The 17,132-nt window shown below is 54.8% G+C and carries 14 protein-coding genes, 1 other RNA gene and 2 pseudogenes; 10 read left to right on the top strand and 7 right to left on the bottom strand.

Features of this window, described 5'->3' with window-relative positions; translation table 11 throughout:
• Positions 1 to 6 precede the first annotated feature (6 nt).
• From nagA to kbaZ, 6 genes are read right to left on the bottom strand one after another with little or no spacing between them, the layout of a single operon-like run.
• Positions 7 to 1,140: an N-acetylglucosamine-6-phosphate deacetylase gene (nagA, locus tag ACMGGU_RS18535; RefSeq protein WP_420300834.1), complete on the bottom strand. Its 1,134-nt coding sequence runs from the start codon at positions 1,138 to 1,140 to the stop codon at positions 7 to 9.
• A complete protein-coding gene (gene agaF, locus ACMGGU_RS18530) occupies positions 1,137 to 1,571 on the bottom strand; it encodes a PTS galactosamine/N-acetylgalactosamine transporter subunit IIA (RefSeq protein ID WP_045910079.1) in 435 nt (144 codons plus the stop codon). Before agaF ends, nagA begins: the two co-directional genes overlap by 4 nt.
• 16 nt (positions 1,572 to 1,587) lie before the next feature.
• Positions 1,588 to 2,466, bottom strand: a complete 879-nt coding sequence (agaE, locus tag ACMGGU_RS18525; protein ID WP_024906386.1) for a PTS N-acetylgalactosamine transporter subunit IID — start codon at positions 2,464 to 2,466, stop codon at positions 1,588 to 1,590.
• The gene (gene agaW, locus ACMGGU_RS18520; RefSeq protein WP_024906387.1) at positions 2,456 to 3,235 is read right to left on the bottom strand and encodes a PTS N-acetylgalactosamine transporter subunit IIC; all 780 of its coding nucleotides are present in this window, start codon (positions 3,233 to 3,235) and stop codon (positions 2,456 to 2,458) included. Before agaW ends, agaE begins: the two co-directional genes overlap by 11 nt.
• A 10-nt stretch (positions 3,236 to 3,245) precedes the next feature.
• Complete coding sequence (gene agaV / locus ACMGGU_RS18515; RefSeq protein WP_028014524.1) at positions 3,246 to 3,719, bottom strand: PTS N-acetylgalactosamine transporter subunit IIB; 474 nt, start codon at positions 3,717 to 3,719, stop codon at positions 3,246 to 3,248.
• 18 nt (positions 3,720 to 3,737) lie between these two features.
• Complete coding sequence (kbaZ, locus tag ACMGGU_RS18510) at positions 3,738 to 5,045, bottom strand: tagatose-bisphosphate aldolase subunit KbaZ (protein ID WP_420300833.1); 1,308 nt, start codon at positions 5,043 to 5,045, stop codon at positions 3,738 to 3,740.
• Positions 5,046 to 5,284: 239 nt separating this feature from the next.
• Here kbaZ and ACMGGU_RS18505 point away from each other — a divergent pair, with 239 nt between their 5' ends.
• Positions 5,285 to 6,088, top strand: a complete 804-nt coding sequence (locus ACMGGU_RS18505; RefSeq protein WP_045415290.1) for a DeoR family transcriptional regulator — start codon at positions 5,285 to 5,287, stop codon at positions 6,086 to 6,088.
• Positions 6,089 to 6,133: 45 nt separating this feature from the next.
• On the opposite strand, the gene garD is transcribed toward ACMGGU_RS18505, so the two are convergent.
• On the bottom strand, positions 6,134 to 7,705 hold the full coding sequence (gene garD / locus ACMGGU_RS18500) for a galactarate dehydratase (protein ID WP_334755464.1): 1,572 nt from the start codon (positions 7,703 to 7,705) through the stop codon (positions 6,134 to 6,136).
• A gap of 374 nt (positions 7,706 to 8,079) precedes the next feature.
• On the opposite strand from garD, the gene garL reads away from it, so the two are divergent.
• The 9 genes and pseudogenes from garL to tdcD all read left to right on the top strand — a co-directional run bounded on the left by garL (position 8,080) and on the right by tdcD (position 17,131).
• A complete protein-coding gene (gene garL, locus ACMGGU_RS18495) occupies positions 8,080 to 8,850 on the top strand; it encodes a 2-dehydro-3-deoxyglucarate aldolase (RefSeq protein ID WP_048028888.1) in 771 nt (256 codons plus the stop codon).
• 21 nt (positions 8,851 to 8,871) lie between these two features.
• The gene (garR, locus tag ACMGGU_RS18490) at positions 8,872 to 9,762 is read left to right on the top strand and encodes a 2-hydroxy-3-oxopropionate reductase (RefSeq protein WP_045910074.1); all 891 of its coding nucleotides are present in this window, start codon (positions 8,872 to 8,874) and stop codon (positions 9,760 to 9,762) included.
• A 59-nt stretch (positions 9,763 to 9,821) separates the two neighbouring features.
• Positions 9,822 to 10,198, top strand: an RNA gene (rnpB, locus tag ACMGGU_RS18485) — RNase P RNA component class A.
• 298 nt (positions 10,199 to 10,496) lie between these two features.
• Positions 10,497 to 10,874, top strand: a pseudogene (locus ACMGGU_RS18480) (pentapeptide repeat-containing protein); the annotation flags it as partial.
• Positions 10,875 to 10,928: 54 nt separating this feature from the next.
• Positions 10,929 to 11,785, top strand: a pseudogene (gene wcaA / locus ACMGGU_RS18475) (colanic acid biosynthesis glycosyltransferase WcaA).
• Positions 11,786 to 12,540: 755 nt separating this feature from the next.
• Entirely contained in the window at positions 12,541 to 13,461 is a 921-nt protein-coding gene (tdcA, locus tag ACMGGU_RS18470; protein WP_262778776.1) for a transcriptional regulator TdcA, read from the top strand.
• A 100-nt stretch (positions 13,462 to 13,561) separates the two neighbouring features.
• A complete protein-coding gene (gene tdcB, locus ACMGGU_RS18465; protein ID WP_023326154.1) occupies positions 13,562 to 14,551 on the top strand; it encodes a bifunctional threonine ammonia-lyase/L-serine ammonia-lyase TdcB in 990 nt (329 codons plus the stop codon).
• A 9-nt stretch (positions 14,552 to 14,560) separates the two neighbouring features.
• Positions 14,561 to 15,892: a threonine/serine transporter TdcC gene (tdcC, locus tag ACMGGU_RS18460; protein WP_252073673.1), complete on the top strand. Its 1,332-nt coding sequence runs from the start codon at positions 14,561 to 14,563 to the stop codon at positions 15,890 to 15,892.
• Positions 15,893 to 15,922: 30 nt separating this feature from the next.
• Positions 15,923 to 17,131: a propionate kinase gene (tdcD, locus tag ACMGGU_RS18455; protein WP_420300984.1), complete on the top strand. Its 1,209-nt coding sequence runs from the start codon at positions 15,923 to 15,925 to the stop codon at positions 17,129 to 17,131.
• Position 17,132 lies beyond the last annotated feature (1 nt).

Below are 17,132 nucleotides of genomic sequence, written 5' to 3'. Positions count from 1 at the left end.
AAAGGGCTAAAGGGGGAGAGCCTGGCCCTGAATCCAGATCTGCTGGAGGTGTAAACCCCCGTTCAGCGCGTTGAGATTCGCGCGTTTACCCGGCGCTAACGAACCGAGTTGACTATCCATGCCCAGCAGGCGGGCGGGATGCAGCGAGGCCATATGAATGGCGTCTTCGGCAGTGATACCTGTATGTTCCACCATATTGCGTACAGCGGCATCCAGCGAGAGCGTGCTCCCGGCCAGCCCGCCGGAGCCGGTTCGAACCACGCCGTTTTGCATCGTGACCGCTTCACCACAGAGCGTATACCGACCGTCCGGCATACCGGCTGCCTGCATGGCATCGGTGATCAGCACCAGGCGTTCTTTTGCACAGCAACGGCATAACCGCATGGCTCCCGGATGGACATGGTGGCCGTCGGCAATCAGCTCCAGCCACGCCCGTTTGTCCGTCAGCCCTGCGCCGACCATGCCGGGTTCCCTGTGGTGCAGTCCCGTCATGCCGTTATAGCAGTGCACCAGCCCATCGGCACCCGCGTCAAACGCGGCGAGGGTTTGATCGAACGTAGCGGCGCTGTGGCCCAGCATCACGCGTATTCCGCGCTGTTTGAGATGGCGAATCGCCAGCAACGCGCCAGGTTTTTCCGGCGCCAGCGCCACCACCCGTAACGTGCTCAGTGAAACGTCAATCAGGCCGTCCAGCTCGGCGACATCCAGTTCCCGGAACAGGTCAGGCGGATGCGCCCCTTTGTTCTGCGGCGTAAAGTACGGTCCTTCCAGGTAGCTGCCCAGGATCTGCGCGCCGGGGCCGCCCGACTGACAGCGACGGGCGATTCGCGCGAGCGCGCCGTGGATAGCCTCCAGCGGCGCGGTAACGGTGGTGGGTAAAAAGGCGCCCACGCCTTCGCACGCTTTATGCATCGCGAGAATATCCAGCACGTCAGGCGGATCATCCATCACGTCCACGCCCGCGCCGCCATGGACGTGCGTATCGATATACGCCGGGCAGAGCAGTTCCGCATCGCGCGACGTCACGCCCGCCGGGACAGGCTCAATAGCCGTAATCACGCCGTTTTCAATGCGTAGCTGGTGGTCATCCAGCCAGCCCTGTTCGGTAAGCACCCGCCTCGCGCGCAGCAGCTGCCTCATATCCCTTCCTCGGCAGGGGCTTCCTCGCGACAGCGTCCCATTTCGTCTACGAGGCTCGTCAGGCCGCGGTGCCCGCACTCCAGCGCCTGCAGACGAAACGCTTCGCTGCTTAATCCGTCGCGCTCCAGCACCATCTCCAGCAGCAGCTGCAGGTTGGTCCCGGTGATCACTTCGCTGCCCGGCCGTTGCATGGCGAGCGTCGATGCCACGCGAAACGGCGTGCCGCCGAGCAAATCGGTGAGAAACACAATATCGTGCTCTGCATCGAGTTCACTCACTGCCTGCTCAAGCTGAGCGGTCAGCCGCGCGGTGGTGGACGTTTCAGGAAAATCGATGGCGATAAACTGCGGCTGTTCGCCGAGGATCTGCTTCATCGCCTGCTCAAGCCCGCTGGCAAAACCGCCGTGACCCGTCAAAATAATGCCTAACATCGCAACCTCTTTGCTTTTACAGGAAGTGACAGAACTTACCGACTACGCCCAGCAGCACGGTGATACCAATCAGCCGCAGCGGGCTCCAGCCGCGGCGCACCAGCCAGAACATGGTCAGGGTGTAGACCAGCGGCAGGAACGCGGGCATCAGCTTGTCGATAACGTCGGCCTGCAGTTTGACGACGGCATCACCCGCCTTGATTTCAAGCGTCGTATTGAGTCGGACATAGGTTGCCACCAGCGCGCCAATCACCGTCATCCCGACGATAGACGCCGCGTGACCGACCTTTTTGGTGTTGGCTTTGATCAGCGGAATGGCCGCCACGCCCATCCGGTATGCGTAGTGCGCCAGACCAAAACGCAGGCCGAGGTGCACCACGTTAAAGAGCACGATAAAGACCACGGCTCCCAGAATCGACCCTTGCAGCGCCAGGCTGGCGCCGATACCGCCGCAGATGGGCAGCAGGGTTAGCCAGAACATGGCGTCGCCGATACCGCCGAGCGGAGCGCCGACGGCAATTTTGGTGCTCTGGATGCTGTTCACATCCTGCTTGGAGCGCTCCATCGCCAGAATGATGCCGATAACAAAGGTCACCAGGAACGGGTGGGTGTTAAAGAAGCCCATATGGCCTTTCATCGCCCGCGCCAGGTCTCGCTTGTTGGTGTGGATCTTTTTCAGCGCGGGCAGCAGCCCGTACAGCCAACCGGAGGCCTGCATACGTTCATAGTTAAACGAGGCCTGCAGCAGCATTGAACGCCAGGCCACGCGGTTAATATCTTTTTTCGTCAGTTCGGCACCGATGCTCTGGTCTTCGTAGACGTTTTCGTTGACGCCGGTCAGCAGCGTCTCTTCGGATTCAGACACGCCCGGTAACGTTGTTTGATTAGATGCCATCTTCGAATTCCTCTTTCTGGGCCGCAGGAGCCGTCGGTTCAGGTGATTTACGCATCAGGTCGATCAGCGCCATGGCCAGCGCGGCGGCCGCAATCGCCAGCACCGGAAGCTTGAGCCAGGCGGCGGCGACAAAACCGATAATGAAGTAAGGGATGTAGACGTTTTTCATCATGATCTTCAGCAGCACGGCGAAGCCGATGGCAGGCATGATGCCGCCCGCGACGCCGAGGCCGTCAATCAACCGTGCCGGCAGAACATCAATGGCGGTTTTCGCATGTTCCGCACCGAAGTAGATCGGCAGGAAGGCGCACAGAAAATAGAAGATGCCGAGCGCCAGCAGCGCAAGATAGTTCACCCGTTCAATACCGTGAGTATCTGCATTGGCCGCCATGCGATCGCAGCGTGACATCACGCCGGACATCACCGAGAAGAGGAACGTAATTCCCATCTGTACCGCGACGGCAAACGGCACGGCGACGCCAACGGCAACTTCTGGCTTCACCCCGGTGCTGATGGCAAATGCGGTACCCACAATGGTGCCGATAATGACGTTCGGCGGCTGGGCACCGGCGAGCGGCGCCAGCCCCATCCAGACCAGCTCTAACGTGCCGCCGGTCAAAATACCGGTATGCAGGTCGCCCAGAATCAGGCCGACCAGCGGCCCGAGCACCACCGGGCGGTGCATGTGCGTTAACCCGTTAAACATATCCAGACCGGCGATAAAGGCGAGTATGCCCAACCCCAGCGCCTGCAACAGACTGATTTCCATTATGAATCCCTCAGAGCAGTTTAAAGAGATCCAAAGCAGTTTCTGTTGGAACGCCCTGAACGAAGCATTCCACCCCGGCCGCTTTCAGGCCGTTGAACGCGGCGATGTCGTTCGCGTCGACAGAGACCGTTTTGGCAATTTGTTGTTTGCCACTGGCGTAGTGCATGTTTCCTACGTTGATACGGGTGATGGGCACGCCGCCCTCAACCAGCTTCAGAAAATCAGCGGGTGATTTGCAGACCAGCAGGATTTTCTGGCGGTCAGCGGCGCGGTGAATGTTGTCGATCACTTTTTGCAGTGACCAGAAGCGCACGGCGATCCCTTCCGCGAGCACCATCTCCATCAGGTTCTGTTGAACTGGATCGTCAGCCACCTCATCGTTGGCGACGAGTACCAGGTTTGCCCCCGCAAACCCCACCCACTGCACGCCCACCTGACCGTGGATCAGGCGTTCATCAATGCGGCATAAGACAATGTTTGGCATAGCGCTTTCCTCTTTTTATTATACGTTTTGCGTTGTTACACCTTCGCAGGCGGCGTGGTACTGCTGAAGTATGTCCTGAATGTGGTCGATGATGAGTTCCCGCGGCGTTGACTTGAGAGCGCCCTCGCGAACTTTGCCGTACTGCAGCGGCAGGTACTGGCTGATCAGCGGCAGCGGAATGGGCTCGTCTGCCAGGTTGCGCACCAGCCGTTCAAAAGCGTCGTCAATCAGGCTGTCCGGCCAGTAATAGCGCACGCGGTCAGAGTAGCTGTAGCCGCGGGCCAGGCGACGCGCGTTGCCGTCACCGTGGTAATGGCTTTGCCAGTATTCCGGGCGATCGAGCATGACGTTTTCCAGCACGTGACGCAGGCCAGAAACGGCTTTCGCTGGCAGCAGTTCCTCTTCGATGGCGGCCAGCGCGAAGAGCGCTTCGCGCAGGGCGAAGGTCAGGGCAGGGCCAACCTTCAGAATCGCAAAGTGATCGTTGACCAGCTTTCGCAGCGCCTGCGGCGTCTGGTAGTCGGTGGAGTGGGCTTCAAACACCAGCGTGTCGTAGGCTTCAACCATTTTGCTCAGGGCGACGGCTTTCTGCGGCTGATAGTCGCAGACGTGCGCATGGTCGAACTCCACGCCGGGCTGGACGACCAGACCAATAATGCGCGGCCAGATGTCGGTTAAGCCTTCCTTTTCGAATGCATGACGGTGCGCTTCAAGCGTGGCGCGGGCTGCGTCCGGCGTGGTGACTTCAAGTTCGGTGAGCGTCTCGTGCGCGCCACCGGGAACCGGTACTTCCGTGCCGATAACGTAGACCAGATCGGCTACACCAAACTGCTCGCGACAGGTCGCTTCGGCAATCTTCGCCAGGCGTGCGGCGCGTCCGGCGACGATCGCATCGGTCAGGGGAACCGGATCGTCCTCACAGGACATGCTGCAGTCGAGGTGGATCTTTTTGAATCCGGCAGAAACATAGCTTTTGATCAGATGGTCTGCGTTGGCCATCGCCTGTTCCGCAGGGAGATTTTGCCAGCGGTTGGGGCCTAAATGATCGCCGCCGAGGATCAGCTGTGACGTCGGGAAACCGAGCGACTCGGCAAGCTTGCAGACAAACCCGTGAAAATCAGCGGGCGTCATGCCGGTATAGCCGCCAAATTGATCCACCTGGTTGGAGGTGGCCTCGATCAGCAACGGGGATCGATGCGAATGCGCATAACGAATGGCCGCTTCCAGTACCAGCGGATGCGCGGAGCAGACGGCGTAAATCCCGTTAGAATTCCCCCGTTTATGGTGTTCCACCATTTCTGTCAGATGTTTCACTTTCCTCTCCATTTCGGATGGTAATGATATTTATCTTTCGTTTTGTTTCATTTAATCCTGCATCATGGTGATATAAAAATAAAACGAAAGATAATAGTTTTCCGATCTGTTTCACAAAAGAAACATAATGAAAGGTTTCAGCGCGATGCCAGCTTGCGTATCGTCACCATGCAGGGCTTGCATTCCCTTAAAGGAAAGGCCTTAATAGGCAAAACGAAATGAAACGAAAGAATATTGATTAAGGAGCTCGTATGAGCAGCACCGATTCATCCGCAGAAAAGCGCATCACCGGCACCAGTGAAAGGCGAGAACAGATCATTCAGCGGTTGCGGGCGCAGGGAAGCGTGCAGGTTAACGATCTGTCTCATCTGTACGGCGTTTCGACGGTGACGATCCGCAATGACCTCGCCTTTCTTGAGAAGCAGGGCATTGCCGTTCGCGCCTACGGCGGGGCACTGATTTGCGAAGGTAATGTGCCGGGCGCTGAGCCTTCCGTGGAAGATAAAAGCTCGCTGAATACGGCGGTTAAGCGCAGCATTGCTCAGGCCGCTGCCGCGCTGGTCAAACCCGGGCACCGCATCATTCTGGATTCGGGTACCACGACGTTTGAAATCGCCCGCATGCTGCGCCAGCACACGGACGTGATTGCGATGACTAACGGCATGAACGTGGCGAACGCGCTGCTGGAAGCTGATGGGGTGGAGTTGCTGATGACCGGCGGACATTTGCGTCGTCAGTCGCAATCCTTCTACGGTGACCAGGCCGAGCAGTCGCTACAGAATTACCATTTTGACCTGCTGTTCCTGGGCGTCGATGCCATTGATCTCGATCGGGGCGTGAGTACGCATAACGAAGACGAAGCCCGTCTGAACCGCAAAATGTGCGAGGTGGCGGAGCGTATTATCGTTGTCACTGACTCCAGCAAATTTAACCGCTCAAGCCTGCATAAAATCATTGATACGCAACGGATTGATATGATTATTGTCGATGAAGGTATTCCGGCGGAGAGTCTGGAAGGATTACGGAAAAGCGGGATTGAGGTGGTGTTGGTTTAAGGTTTTTTACCCTCCCCCCTGGGGGGAGGGCAGAGTGAGGGGAAATCACGTCACCGGTGCCGGATTAAACACCGCCAGCTGATTATGCAATCCCCATTGGTCCGAAAAGGTTTTCTTCCGCCCGCTGGCGACATCGAGAATGAAGTGGAACAGCTTCCAGCCCACGTCCTCAATGCTCTCTTCTCCGGTGGCGATGGTTCCCGCGTTGATATCCATTAAGTCATACCAGCGGTTCGCCAGCGCGGTTCGGGTCGCCATTTTAATCACCGGCACCGCCATCAGGCCGTACGGCGTGCCGCGCCCGGTGGTAAAGACCTGCACCGTAATGCCGGATGCGACCTGCTGCGTGCCGCACACAAAATCGCTGGCCGGCGTTGCCGCGTAGATCAGGCCGCGTTTCGTCGGGCGCTGTCCCGGAGAGAGCACTTCTGCAATGGCGCTCTGCCCGGATTTGGCAATTGAGCCGAGGGCTTTTTCCACCACGTTTGCCAGGCCGCCTTTCTTGTTCCCGGGGGAGGGATTGGCGCTGCGGTCGGTTTTGCCCATATCGAGATAGTTATCGTACCAGGCCATCTCCTCAAGCAGGCGCTTGCCGACCTCTTCATTAACCGCGCGCGGCGTCAGCAGATGGATGGCGTCTCGCACTTCGGTCACCTCGGAGAACATCACCGTGGCGCCGCAGCGAACAAGCAGATCGGATGCAAAGCCCACCGCCGGGTTGGCCGTCACGCCGGAGAAGGCATCGCTGCCGCCGCACTGGGTGCCCACAACCAGCTCCGACGCCGGGCACGTTTCGCGCTGGCGGCGGTTGAGCTTGTCCAGATGGCGTTCTGCCACCTGCAAAATATCGTCGACCATTGAGCGGAAACCGACGTGGCGTTCGTCCTGCAGGCGCACGATGCTGGCCTCGTCTGCCGGGATGGCTTTGACATCCTCGGTCCCCTGCAGCAAACGTTCTGGCTGCAATTTTTCACAGCCGAGGCCAATGACCATCACCTCGCCGCCAAAGTTCGGGTTCAGGGCGATATTGTGGATGGTCCGGATAGGCACCACGGCAGCGGGCGCATTAATCGCCACGCCGCAGCCGTAGAGGTGGTTCAGGCCCACCACGCCGTCGACGTTCGGGTATTTTGGCAGCAGATCGCGTTCGATGATTTTCACCACGTAATCCACTACGCCCGCCACGCAGTGCACGCTGGTGGTAATGCCGAGCAGATTTTTGGTGCCGACGTTGCCGTCCGCATTGCGATAGCCTTCAAAGGTATAGCCTTCCAGCGGGGGAAGCGGTTCCGGCACGCGGGTTGCCAGCGGAAGCGTATTCAGCGGCGGCGCTTCTGGCAGCGCCACCAGCGACTCCTCCACCCAGCTTCCCTGCGGTATCGAACGAACGGCATAGCCGATGACTTCACCGTAACGCACGATTTCGCTGTTAACAGGGATATCCACCAGGGCGACTTTATGTCCCTGCGGAACATGCTCAATCAGTTCCAGCCCGTCCGGAAAGCGGGTTCCCGCTTTTAAGCCATTGTCGTTGACGATAATTGCCACGTTATCGGCGTCGTGCACTTTTATATAAAACGCCGTCGGCGGAGCCTGTCGAATTTCAATGTCGGCCATTGTTCAGTATTCTCCAGCAAAAAGTCTGATAATAAATTCAGCCATTTTTCTAATGGTATAAATAAATACGCGGCTTTCAGAAATAAAGCATGTCAGCAGAATGAATAGCAAAATGTGATCCCGATCGCTTCAGAACCCGTAATCCTTGATTCTGTGCATTAGCGCCCAGTGCTTTGTGCATATGCAAAAATTTTTATCAAAATATACCGTAATACCTGAGCATTAAAACAATGTGCGGTCGCGGATAGCGTCTTATACTGAATGACGTTTTTATCACGCCAGAATACGGCAGAATAATAAATATCATGCTGGCGCGGTGTCTGAATAAATAAAATGATGCTGAAAAAGGCTGCTGAATAAAAAAGGTAAATACGATGAATAACGCGATCTTCCCGAATAAATTTAAAGCGGCTCTCGCGGCGCACCAGATTCAGATTGGCTGCTGGTCCGCGCTGGCAAATCCCATCAGCACCGAAGTGCTGGGCCTGGCCGGTTTCGACTGGCTGGTGCTGGACGGCGAGCATGCGCCGAACGATATCAGCACTTTTATTCCGCAGTTGATGGCGCTTAAAGGCAGCCGCAGTGCTCCGGTGGTGCGTGTCCCCACCAACGAACCGGTGATTATCAAGCGTCTGCTGGATATCGGCTTCTACAACTTCCTGATCCCGTTTGTGGAGACGGAAGAGCAAGCGGCGCTCGCCGTTGCATCAACGCGCTATCCCCCGGAAGGGATCCGCGGCGTCTCCGTTTCACACCGCGCCAATATGTTTGGCACCGTCCCGGACTATTTCGCGCAGTCCAACAGCAACATCACCATTCTGGTTCAGATCGAGAGCCAGCAGGGCGTTGATAACGTCGACGCGATTGCCGCCACAAACGGCGTGGACGGGATCTTCGTCGGTCCAAGCGATCTGGCTGCCGCCTTTGGCCATCTGGGCAACGCCAGCCACCCTGACGTGCAGCGCGCGATCCAGCACATCTTTGCCCGCGCCAAAGCACACGGTAAACCGTGCGGCATTCTGGCGCCGGTTGAGGCTGACGCACGCCGCTATCTGGAGTGGGGAGCCACGTTTGTTGCCGTCGGCAGCGACCTCGGCGTTTTCCGCTCGGCTACGCAGAAATTAGCGGACGCTTTTAAAAAATAACCATCATTGAGGAAACAGATTATGACGCTGAAAGTGGGCTTTATTGGCCTGGGGATCATGGGTAAACCAATGAGTAAGAACCTCATCAAAGCGGGTTACTCACTGGTGGTATCCGATCATAATCCACAGGCCGTGGCTGAGGTGATGGCGGCGGGAGCAGAAACGGCCACCACCGCGAAAGCCATTGCCGAGCAGTGCGATGTCATCATCACCATGCTGCCAAACTCCCCGCATGTTAAAGAGGTTGCGCTGGGTGAAAACGGCATTATCGACGGCGCGAAGCCAGGCCTGGTGCTGATCGATATGAGCTCTATCGCACCGCTTGCAAGCCGTGAAATCAGCGAGGCGCTAAAAGCAAAGGGCGTCGATATGCTGGATGCGCCGGTCAGCGGCGGTGAGCCGAAAGCGATCGATGGCACGCTGTCGGTGATGGTCGGCGGTGATAAAGCTATTTTCGATAAATTTTACGACCTGATGAAAGCCATGGCGGGCTCCGTGGTGCACACCGGGGAGATCGGGGCGGGTAACGTGACCAAGCTGGCAAACCAGGTGATTGTGGCGCTCAATATTGCCGCCATGTCTGAAGCGCTGACGCTGGCAACCAAAGCGGGCGTCAATCCGGACCTGGTCTATCAGGCCATTCGCGGTGGTCTGGCGGGCAGTACCGTACTGGATGCCAAAGCGCCCATGGTCATGGATCGCAATTTCAAACCCGGTTTCCGCATCGACCTGCATATCAAAGATCTGGCCAACGCGCTGGATACCTCCCACGGCGTGGGCGCACAGCTGCCGCTGACCGCAGCGGTCATGGAGATGATGCAGGCGCTGCGTGCCGATGGCCTGGGCACGGCCGATCACAGCGCAATTGCATGCTACTACGAAAAACTGGCGAAGGTGGAAGTGGCGCGTTAATCACGCCTTGCCCATACCTGAGGGTGACAGCGGCGCGCAAACCCTCTATACTGCGCGCCGAAGCTGACCAGACAGTCGCCGCTTCGTCGTCGTCCCTTTCGGGGGAGACGGGCGGAGGGGAGGAAAGTCCGGGCTCCATAGGGCAGGGTGCCAGGTAACGCCTGGGGGGGAAACCCACGACCAGTGCAACAGAGAGCAAACCGCCGATGGCCCGCGCAAGCGGGATCAGGTAAGGGTGAAAGGGTGCGGTAAGAGCGCACCGCGCGGCTGGTAACAGTCCGTGGCACGGTAAACTCCACCCGGAGCAAGGCCAAATAGGGGTTCACATGGTACGGCCCGTACTGAACCCGGGTAGGCTGCTTGAGCCAGTGAGCGATTGCTGGCCTAGATGAATGACTGTCCACGACAGAACCCGGCTTATCGGTCAGCTTCAACTTCTTCTAAAACAATTCGTTGGTGTGTCTCAGGCTTTCTAAGGCAAAACTGTGACACAGACTGTGATACAAACGAGGCACACCAACGGCTGTTCCATCCCGACTATCCAGAAACCTGGCAACCGCGACAGCCTTCATTTCTGACTACCTTCAGGTGGTTTTTTCGTATGTCTCTGGATTGCGATTCATGTTTATTCCCTGTCAATATTTGATCTTCAGACCACCCTGGCTCACTAAAATGTATGAGAAAAATAAATGAATCGTTAATAAATACAGTTTACCCCTAATTAATTTCTGAAAATGAAGAGGGGCTATTGCTACAGGATGATAAGAGCGCTTAACTCAACGCCTCATTTACCCATCGGTATTCAGTTGAGCATGAACAAAAAAAACAAACTAAAAAAACTGATTAAATATCATAGAAATATACTGAAAGATCACCGATACCAGCCTGATTTGGCAGGTGCAGACCTGCGGTTTATGGATCTCAGGGGGCTCTATTTACGCAATATTGATTTATCGGGATGCGATATTTCGTTTTGTGATCTTCGTGGAGCCGATTTCTCCTGTGCTAATCTTGCAGGCGCTAATCTTAGCTACTGTAAAACGGAAGGTACTATTTTTAGTCATGCTGATTGTACTTGCGTGGATTTTACTGGAAGCGATATCCATAATGCCTGCTTCAACGATCGCACCGGGCCATTGACGGAACATGAGAAAATTGAAAGTGACATGCCACTATCCCGACCTCTCATCTCCATCTATATGCCAACCTGGAACCGCCAGACATTGGCGATCAGAGCCATACAATCGGTGCTGAATCAAGACTATGTGCACTGGGAACTCATTATCATTGATGATTTTTCATCGTCATTTGACCAGCTCTTGACGTATATCACTGAACTGAATGACCCGCGCATTACCTATATTCGCAATGAATTTAACTCTGGCGCTTGTGCAGTTCGAAATCAGGCTATACGGATGGCCCGGGTGATCTTATTACGGGTCTGGACGATGATGATGAATGGCTGCCGACACGCCTGTCCTCTTTTCTTACCTGTCAACATCAACTTCAGTTGCACAGTTTTTTATACGCAAATGATTATCTCTGTGACGGTACCGGATATCATCACCCTCATGAGTTGCAGGTATATCCGAAACCGGCTTATAAAAAAAGCCTGTTTGATAAACGCAATATTATAGGCAACCAAATGCTGACCTTAACCAGTAGAATGCAACAGATCCTGTTCGACGATGCCTTGCCTGCGGCTCAGGATTATGATGCGTTTTATCGGCTTGCAGAAACCTTCGGTGAACCTTTCAAACTGGATGACATCACCCAGGTGCTTTATGTCAATCACGGCGACGTCCGCATTACCTGCTCAGGACGAAAATTTTCAGGTTATCTACGTTTTTACCGGAAACACAAAGCCAAATTAGACGTACCGAGTAAAAAATATCAGCTCTTCACTCTTTACTACATTCGCAACAAAAAAATGCGCCCGCAAACCCTGATGAAATTGATGACGCTACGCAATCTGAAACGCTATCTGATGATGTATACCCGCTTCCGGAACAAAAAGTTCTAAGGCGTACAAACGCCAAGAGTCGTGGTGGTGTTCAGAATGAGTAGATTGATACGGAAATCTTAGCGACGAGGGGCTGGATAAGTCGCCGGGAATCACCCCGGCAGACAACCACGACGAACGGGTAAGCGCTGCGCCACCCGACAACCACACAAACGACATCAATTCTCATATTTGCGACATTAAGCACATTTCACTGTTTTTCCCTTATCAATTCCAACCCGGCATCTGCATACGATCGACATCACAAAATTTAAATCCAAAAAACCGACGATATGTAGTATTGATAATTTGTTATGATTGTTAGCTTAATGATCGCAAATCTTTTCTCGTTTGATATGCACATATTGAAATCAAATACATTTCTCCCATGAATGTGTGACGTATTCCACTCTTTTCCTGAAGTCTGAAAATTCACGCCGTAAAAAATTGATAAATTGAAAGAATGTTTCAAACAAATAACGGTTATTTATTGGTCTTTAATTGCCTGAAATATCGTCTTTATTGATTTTTTAAGAGCGATGAAATTTATCCGGGTTATCGCCATAAAATAAATTTATTACCGCTATTTTTGTTGATCAATATCAGCGTTGTAGCGTATTTTTACGTTTCTATTTTGTTGATTTGTAAGGTTTTTAATGGGTTTATGAGAGGTGGGTTAAAAGGGCTGAAAAGCAAATTGTGAGTAACAGCACATACCCCTTTAAACATTATTGAGTAGAATTCACCCCGTCATAGGGAAATAAGCGCAGAATATTATGAACACTATTATTCTACCGAAAACACAGCACCTCGTGGTATTTCAGGAAGTCATTAAAAGTGGCTCCATAGGTTCTGCAGCAAGGCAGCTGGGCCTGACGCAACCCGCCGTCAGCAAAATTATCAGCGATATTGAGTCCTACTTCGGCGTGGAAGTGATGGTGCGCAAAAACACCGGCGTGAAACTGACCGCCGCGGGCCAGGTTCTGCTCTCGTACTCAGAGTCGATCACCCGCGAAATGAAAAACATGGTGAGCGAAATCAACAGCCTGAGCTTCAGCACCGTTATGGATGTCTCCTTTGGCTACCCGTCACTGATCGGCTTTACCTTCCTGTCCGGGATGATCAAAAAATTTAAGGAAGTGTTCCCGAAAGCACGCGTCTCAATGTATGAAGCCCAGCTCTCCTCTTTCCTCCCGGCCATTCGCGACGGCCGTCTGGATTTTGCCATCGGCACGCTGAGCGACGAAATGCTGCTGCAGGATCTCCACGTCGAACCGCTGTTTGAGTCCGAGTTTGTGCTGGTTGCCAGCAAAACGCGAACGTGCACGGGCCCGACGACACTGGCATCGCTCACGCACGAGCAGTGGGTGATGCCGCAAACCGATATGGGCTACTACAAAGAACTCCTGACTACTCTGCAAGACAACCACATCAGCATCGAAAACATTGTCCAGACCGATTCGGTCGTCACCATTTATAACCTTGTCCTGAATGCCGATTATCTGACGGTGATTCCCCGCGACATGATCGCCCCATTCGGTTCGGATCAATTTATTGTGCTGCCTGTGGAAGATGAATTACCCGTGGCGCGTTATGCCGCCGTGTGGTCTAAAAATTACAGAATTAAAAAATCGGCGTCCGTATTAGTTGAGCTGGCAAAACAATATTCGTCGATGAATGCCGAAAGACGACGATAAATAATAAGTTTCTATTCTAAAAATACCCAGAGCGTAACGCATTAATGCTCTGATACCCTGACTTTGCCTGAAAAGAATGAATTATTATAACGAGGATATTATGCATATTACTTACGATCTCCCGGTAACCATTGAAGATATTCAGGATGCCAGAAAACGCCTGGCAGGCAAGATATATAAAACCGGTATGCCACGCTCGAATTATCTCAGCGAACGTTGTAAGGGCGAAATATTCCTGAAGTTTGAGAACATGCAGCGTACCGGTTCGTTCAAAATTCGCGGCGCGTTTAATAAATTAAGCTCGCTGACCGATGCTGAAAAACGCAAAGGCGTGGTCGCCTGCTCAGCGGGAAACCACGCGCAGGGGGTTTCCCTTTCCTGCGCCATGCTCGGCATCGATGGTAAAGTGGTGATGCCAATGGGCGCACCAAAATCCAAGGTGGCCGCGACGCGCGACTACTCGGCGGAAGTGGTGCTGCACGGTGAGAACTTTAACGACACCATCGCCAAAGTCAGCGAAATCGTCGAGATGGAAGGGCGTATTTTTATTCCGCCTTACGATGACGCCAAAGTGATTGCCGGTCAGGGCACCATCGGCCTGGAAATTCTCGAAGATCTATACGACGTGGATAACGTCATTGTCCCCATCGGCGGCGGCGGTTTAATTGCCGGGATTGCAACGGCGATTAAATCCATCAACCCGACCATTAATATTATCGGCGTACAGTCTGAAAACGTGCACGGAATGGCAGCCTCCTGGCAGGCAGGAGAAATAACCAACCATCGCGTCACCGGCACGTTAGCCGACGGCTGCGACGTCTCTCGCCCGGGCAAATTAACCTTCGAAATCGTTCGTGAACTGGTCGATGACATTGTGCTGGTGAGCGAAGACGATATTCGCAACAGCATGATTGCCCTTATTCAGCGAAATAAAGTGGTGACGGAAGGCGCTGGCGCACTGGCCTGCGCGGCGTTATTAAGCGGCAAACTGGATCACTATATTCAGGGCCGCAAAACCGTCTGCATTATTTCCGGCGGCAATATCGATCTCTCCCGTGTTTCCCAAATTACCGGCTTCGTTGACGCTTAAAGGTGACCTATGAGCAACACAGAAAGCATTATCGTTGGCCAGACAAAAACGTCCTCCTGGCGTAAGTCTGATACCACCTGGACGCTTGGCCTGTTTGGTACCGCCATTGGCGCAGGCGTGCTGTTCTTCCCCATTCGCGCAGGCTTTGGCGGATTAATCCCTATCCTGCTGATGCTGGTTCTCGCGTTCCCGATTGCGTTTTACTGCCACCGCGCGCTGGCGCGCCTCTGCCTGTCCGGCAGCAACGTCTCCGGCAACATTACCGAAACGGTGGAAGAGCATTTCGGTAAAACCGGCGGGGTGGTGATCACGTTCCTCTACTTCTTTGCCATTTGCCCGCTGCTGTGGATTTACGGCGTCACCATTACTAACACCTTCATGACCTTCTGGGAAAACCAGCTCCAGCTGCCTGCGCTGAACCGCGGCGTGGTGGCGCTGTTCCTGCTGCTGCTGATGGCTTTTGTCATCTGGTTCGGTAAGGACCTGATGGTGAAGGTGATGAGCTTCCTGGTATTCCCGTTTATTGCCAGTCTGGTGCTGATTTCGCTGTCGCTGATCCCTTACTGGAACTCCGCGGTGATCGACCAGGTCAACCTGAGCGATATCGCCTTCACCGGCCATGACGGCATCCTGGTCACGGTGTGGCTGGGGATCTCCATCATGGTCTTCTCCTTTAACTTCTCGCCTATCGTCTCCTCGTTTGTGGTTTCCAAGCGCGAAGAGTACGAGCCGGAGTTCGGTAAAGAATTCACCGAGCAGAAATGTTCCAAAATCATCGGTCGCGCCAGCCTGCTGATGGTCGCCGTAGTGATGTTCTTCGCGTTTAGCTGCCTGTTTACGCTCTCTCCGCAGAACATGGCGGATGCCAAAGCGCAGAACATCCCGGTGCTCTCTTACCTGGCGAACCACTTTGCCTCGATGTCCGGTACCAAATCGACGTTTGCGACGGTACTGGAATACGGCGCTTCCATTATTGCCCTGGTCGCTATCTTCAAATCCTTCTTTGGCCACTATCTGGGCACGCTGGAAGGGCTGAATGGCCTGATCCTCAAGTTCGGCTACAAAGGCGATAAGAAGAAGGTCTCTGTCGGCAAACTGAACACCATCAGCATGGTCTTCATCATGGGCTCCACCTGGATTGTGGCGTACGCCAACCCGAATATTCTCGACCTTATCGAAGCCATGGGCGCGCCAATTATCGCCTCTCTGCTGTGCCTGCTGCCGATGTACGCCATCCGCAAAGCGCCAGCCATGGCGAAATATAAGGGCAAACCCGAGAACATCTTCGTCACGGTTGTGGGCCTGCTGACCATTCTGAATATCGTTTACAAACTGTTCTAAACCATTGCTCAGGAAGAGCGGAGTCACATGATGATTGAGTTTCCGGTTGTACTGGTAATTAACTGCGGTTCGTCCTCTGTTAAGTTTTCGGTGCTCGACGCCAGCGGTTGCGACGCCCTGATGACGGGCATTGCTGACGGCATCAACACTGAAAAGGCCTTTATTTCCGTGAACGGGGGTGAGCCAGCCAGACTGGCTCACCAGGACTACGAAGGGGCGCTGGCTGCCATCGCCCTGGAGCTGGAGAAGCGTGACCTGATGAGCAGCGTGGCCTTAATTGGCCACCGCATTGCGCACGGCGGCGACCTCTTCAGCGAGTCGACCCTGATTACGGAAGAGGTGATTGAGCAGATCCGCCAGGTCTCTCCGCTGGCGCCGTTGCATAACTACGCCAACCTGAGCGGCGTGGAAGCCGCAGAGCGTCTGTTCCCGGGCGTGCAGCAGGTCGCGGTATTTGATACCAGCTTCCACCAGACGCTGCCGCCGCAGGCGTATCTGTACGGTTTGCCGTACCGCTATTTTGAAGCGCTGGGCGTGCGCCGCTACGGCTTCCACGGCACCTCTCACCGCTATGTGACCGCGCAGGCTCATTCGCTTCTCGGGCTGTCCCCCGATGACAGCGGCCTGGTGATCGCCCATCTCGGCAACGGGGCATCCATCTGCGCGGTGCGCAACGGCCAAAGCGTGGATACTTCCATGGGGATGACCCCCCTGGAAGGACTGATGATGGGTACGCGCTGCGGCGACGTGGATTTTGGCGCGATGGCGTGGATTGCTCAGCAGACCGGTCAGTCGTTTGAGGATCTGGAGCGCGTGGTCAACAAAGAGTCCGGGTTGCTGGGGATCTCCGGCATCTCTTCAGACCTGCGGGCGCTGGAGAAAGCCTGGCATGAAGGCAACGAGCGGGCTGTGCTTGCGATCCAGACCTTCGTTCACCGCATTGCGCGACACATTGCCGGGCACGCGGCGTCGCTGCACCGCCTGGATGCGGTGGTCTTTACCGGCGGCATCGGCGAAAACTCAACGCTGATTCGCGCCCTGGTGGCTGAACGCCTGAAGGTGTTTGGCGTCATCCTCGACGACGCCAAAAATGCCCTGCCGGGCAGCGCGGGTGAGCGCGTCATCAGCACCGATTCGTCCCGCGTGGCCTGCGCGGTGATCCCTACCAACGAAGAAAAAATGATCGCGCTGGACGCCCTCCGTCTTGGGAAGGTTACCCCGGCTGCGGCTTACGCCTGAT

Origin of the sequence: Enterobacter sp. BNK-8 (assembly GCF_048685095.1) — a bacterium.
GTDB classification, from domain to species: Bacteria; Pseudomonadota; Gammaproteobacteria; order Enterobacterales; family Enterobacteriaceae; genus Enterobacter; species Enterobacter quasiroggenkampii.
Note: the sequence above shows the minus strand (reverse complement) of the source record. Positions and strands in the feature narration are given on the sequence as shown.

What these genes read in the sequence shown, in the direction of transcription:
- garL (WP_048028888.1), top strand. Translation starts at nt 8,080, where the DNA reads ATGAATAACGCGATCTTCCCGAATAAATTTAAAGCGGCTCTCGCGGCG.
- ACMGGU_RS18505 (WP_045415290.1), top strand. Translation starts at nt 5,285, where the DNA reads ATGAGCAGCACCGATTCATCCGCAGAAAAGCGCATCACCGGCACCAGT.
- agaV (WP_028014524.1), bottom strand. Translation starts at nt 3,719, where the DNA reads ATGCCAAACATTGTCTTATGCCGCATTGATGAACGCCTGATCCACGGT.
- agaE (WP_024906386.1), bottom strand. Translation starts at nt 2,466, where the DNA reads ATGGCATCTAATCAAACAACGTTACCGGGCGTGTCTGAATCCGAAGAG.
- garR (WP_045910074.1), top strand. Translation starts at nt 8,872, where the DNA reads ATGACGCTGAAAGTGGGCTTTATTGGCCTGGGGATCATGGGTAAACCA.
- agaF (WP_045910079.1), bottom strand. Translation starts at nt 1,571, where the DNA reads ATGTTAGGCATTATTTTGACGGGTCACGGCGGTTTTGCCAGCGGGCTT.
- tdcD (WP_420300984.1), top strand. Translation starts at nt 15,923, where the DNA reads ATGATTGAGTTTCCGGTTGTACTGGTAATTAACTGCGGTTCGTCCTCT.
- kbaZ (WP_420300833.1), bottom strand. Translation starts at nt 5,045, where the DNA reads ATGGAGAGGAAAGTGAAACATCTGACAGAAATGGTGGAACACCATAAA.
- tdcA (WP_262778776.1), top strand. Translation starts at nt 12,541, where the DNA reads ATGAACACTATTATTCTACCGAAAACACAGCACCTCGTGGTATTTCAG.
- agaW (WP_024906387.1), bottom strand. Translation starts at nt 3,235, where the DNA reads ATGGAAATCAGTCTGTTGCAGGCGCTGGGGTTGGGCATACTCGCCTTT.
- nagA (WP_420300834.1), bottom strand. Translation starts at nt 1,140, where the DNA reads ATGAGGCAGCTGCTGCGCGCGAGGCGGGTGCTTACCGAACAGGGCTGG.
- tdcB (WP_023326154.1), top strand. Translation starts at nt 13,562, where the DNA reads ATGCATATTACTTACGATCTCCCGGTAACCATTGAAGATATTCAGGAT.
- garD (WP_334755464.1), bottom strand. Translation starts at nt 7,705, where the DNA reads ATGGCCGACATTGAAATTCGACAGGCTCCGCCGACGGCGTTTTATATA.
- tdcC (WP_252073673.1), top strand. Translation starts at nt 14,561, where the DNA reads ATGAGCAACACAGAAAGCATTATCGTTGGCCAGACAAAAACGTCCTCC.